Here is a 3228-nt window from a genome sequence, read left to right as displayed (position 1 = left end):
TTACCACCCCCCGGCGGGTCATCGGGGCTTTTATCACCCCATTGGTTCCCGCGTGGCACTGTCCGGGGGGCGGGGGGGCGGGGGTGGGCCCCCCCCCCCCCCACCCCGCGATTTCTGGGTCGCGCCGTTCGTGGTTATGCTCCTCGGCGGCCCCCAGGCGATCTTCCCGAACCGCGATGAAGCGGCCGGGTCTCTCTTTGCGTTTCCCGCATGCTCGGGAACGCTTCAACGGCACCTTCGGATCGTCTCCTGGGTGCGCTTTAGAAAGTGATCACATGGCTTTGCGTACACGCTGGTGGCTGCCCGCCACCACCGCGACCGCTGCTGTCCTGCTGGGGACCGCGACTCCTCTCGCCTCCGCCGCAGGCGAGCCGGCGGCCAATTCCGGTGCCTCGTTCGTCTACGAGGACGGCTCCTACCCCAACAGCGACCAGGTCTTCGCCGAAACCGGCGCCCGGCTCGTCCGCGGCGACGGCGGCATCACCTACACCTCCTGCAACGGCCCGTACCAGATCAAGATCTGGGCCCGCGGCATCAAGCTGGACGAGGAGCGCATGTGCTTCGCCGCCCCGCGCGGCACCGGCTTCCTGACCGTCAACATCCCCGGCGCCTACCGCATCCAGACCTACGAGCGGTCGGTGAAGGCAAACATCTCCGTCAAGGACGAGCAGAAGACCCTCGACTTCCCGGCCAACACCGGCAAGGGCTTCGGCGAAGCCGGCACCGAGCAATCCGAAGCGGTCCTGCTGGAGATGCGCGTCACCGGCACCACGGCCACCACGCCGCCGGGCGTTTCCACCGACATCTTCGGGCTCGGCTTCAACGGCAAGCTGACCATCGGGGACGCCAAGCGCACCTGCTCCGCCGCGCTGGTCGACCCGGAGTGGGTCATCTCGGCCAAGAGCTGCTTCGCCGACAACCCCGCCGAGGCCAACACCGTCGCGGCCGGGGCTCCGAAGGACAAGACCACCGTCGTGCTCGGCAAGCCGCACCCCTTCCTGGCGGGCGGTCACACCAGCGACATCGCGCAGCTGGTTCCCCATCCCGACCGTGACCTAGTCATGGCCCGCCTCGCGAAGCCGACGACCAGCATCACGCCGGTCCCGCTCGTCTCCGACGCGCCCGCTGCAGGTCAGCAGCTGACGGTCGTCGGCTTCGGGCGCACCAAGACCGAGTGGGTTCCCTCCTCCCGCCACGACGCAACGTTCGCCGCCGGGACCGTGGAGACCGCCGGCTTCGACCTCGCGGCCGCCGATCCGGCCGACGCAACCGTGTGCGCGGGCGACGGCGGCGGTCCGGCGCTTCGCCACACCGGAGTCAACACCTACTCCCTCGCCGGCATCGTCAGCCAGTCCTTCCAGGGCGGCTGCCTGGGCAGCAGCGAAACCCGCACCGGTGCGTACGCAAGCCGGGTCGACGACCTCGGTGGATGGATCGTGCAGGCCCGCGCCCTGGCTCCCGGCTGGAAGACCGAGACCCTTGTGCAGGCCGGCACCAGCCTCTACCAGGGCATCCGCCTGGCCGACGGCTCCTGGACCGGGTTCACCGACGTCCAGGCCAAGGCGACGAGCATCGGCGGCGTCCGCACGGCCGCCGCGGCCGGCATCAACGCCGACACCCACGTCGTGGCCCTCGGCGGTGACGGGAAGATTTACCACACCATCCGCAAGGCCGACGGCACATGGGGAAACTTCGGTCACGTCGGTGACGTCGCCGGGACCCTCAGCAACGTCACGCAGGTCTCGGCCGTTTCCATAGGCAGCGACCTCCACGTCGTCGCGGTCGCCGGCGGTAAGGTCTTCCACACCCTGCGCAACGCCACCGGCCACTGGACCTCCTTCGGTGACATCGCCGGCCCCGTCGGGCCGATCGGCACCGTGACCACCGCCGCCACCGCCAGCGTCGGCGGCGAGCTCCAGTTCATCGCAGTCAGCGGCGGGAAGGCCTTCCACACCATCCGCAACACCGCCGGACAGTGGAGCGCCTGGGGCAGCGTCGCCAGCGCCGCGGGCCCGACTGGCCCCATTACCTCGGTGAGCATGGCCGGTACCGGTGGCGACGCGCAGATCGTCATCGCCACCGACAACGGCACCCGTCAGTACCACGCCATCCGCAAGGCGGACCGTACCTGGGCCGCCTTCGGTGACCTCAAGGACTACCTGGGCACGGTCACCGTCAAGTCCCTCGGCGCCGCACACGTCGACGGCGAGCTGCAGCTCACCGCCACCACCAGCGACAACAAGCTCATCCACATCATCCGCCACGCCGACCGCACCTGGACCCCGACCACCACGGTCGCGCTCCAGGGCGTAACCGGCACCCTCGGCACCACGGCCATCGCCGGCACCCTCTAGCAGGCCTGCCATTCCTCGCTGAGCCCCCTATCGGCGCGGCGAGAGCACTGATTCACGTCGAGCCCGGAGCCCACCGCTCCGGGCTCGACCCGTACACCCAGAACGCAGCCTGGTCCGGCTTCACGCCCAAGCACAGGCATCACATCCGGCCGACGCCCCTCACATCAGGCAGAGGCAGGTCGGTAACCGATGGTGTCAACTTCGCTTCACTCCGCCTGAAGAACAGACGGTAGGCGCGGCCTTCTCGCTCCTGGGTGCATTCCTGCGGGCCTTCGAGCGGGCGCTGTCCGACTTCGAGACGTCCCAGGATGTCTCTCGGACCGTGGTCCGGCAGAAATCCGATGCCGAGGGGAAACGTTTGCCTGGACGAGATCGGCGCAGACGTTGAACTGACAGGATCTTTATGTGACGAAGTGGAGAGGCATCATGGGCATCATCGCGTGGATCCTCATCGGTCTGATCGCCGGCGCCATCGCCAAGGCCCTGATGCCGGGCAAGGACCCCGGCGGCATCATCATCACGATGCTCATCGGCATCGCGGGCGGCCTCCTCGGAGGCTGGCTCGGCAAGGTCATCTTCGGCGTCGACTCCATCGACGGCTTCTTCGAGATTTCCACCTGGATCGCCGCGATCGTCGGTTCCGTCATCCTCCTCGCGCTCTACCGCCTGGTCACCGGCAACCGACACTCGCACCGCCACGCGTAACCCGCCGAAGGCGCCAGCCTCCTACAGCCCCCGACGGCTCCTCTCCTGTTTCAGCGGGATGGGAGCCGTCGGCAGGCACTGTCACGTTGGCTGGCGGGGTGGAATGATCTTCGGGTTGATCACGGTGGAGGGGGTTGTCCGTGGGCAGTATGCCGCCGTCGCACAAGGG

The 3228-nt window shown here is 68.5% G+C and carries 2 protein-coding genes; both read left to right on the top strand.

The window, feature by feature from the left end:
* Positions 1-275 precede the first annotated feature (275 nt).
* On the top strand, positions 276-2354 hold the full coding sequence (locus tag ACFWUY_RS41085; RefSeq protein WP_384121979.1) for a trypsin-like serine protease: 2079 nt from the start codon (positions 276-278) through the stop codon (positions 2352-2354).
* Between the two features lie 426 nt (positions 2355-2780).
* Complete coding sequence (locus ACFWUY_RS41080) at positions 2781-3059, top strand: GlsB/YeaQ/YmgE family stress response membrane protein (protein WP_384121981.1); 279 nt, start codon at positions 2781-2783, stop codon at positions 3057-3059.
* The last annotated feature ends 169 nt before the right edge of the window (positions 3060-3228 follow it).

Origin of the sequence: Streptomyces sp. NPDC058664, assembly GCF_042716635.1 — a bacterium.
Taxonomy (GTDB): Bacteria; Actinomycetota; Actinomycetes; order Streptomycetales; family Streptomycetaceae; genus Streptomyces.
The sequence above is the reverse complement of the archived record's forward strand: the minus strand, read 5'-3'. Positions and strand labels throughout refer to the sequence as shown.

Coding starts and splice junctions, on each gene's coding strand:
- ACFWUY_RS41085 (WP_384121979.1), top strand. CDS start 276: ATGGCTTTGCGTACACGCTGGTGGCTGCCCGCCACCACCGCGACCGCT.
- ACFWUY_RS41080 (WP_384121981.1), top strand. CDS start 2,781: ATGGGCATCATCGCGTGGATCCTCATCGGTCTGATCGCCGGCGCCATC.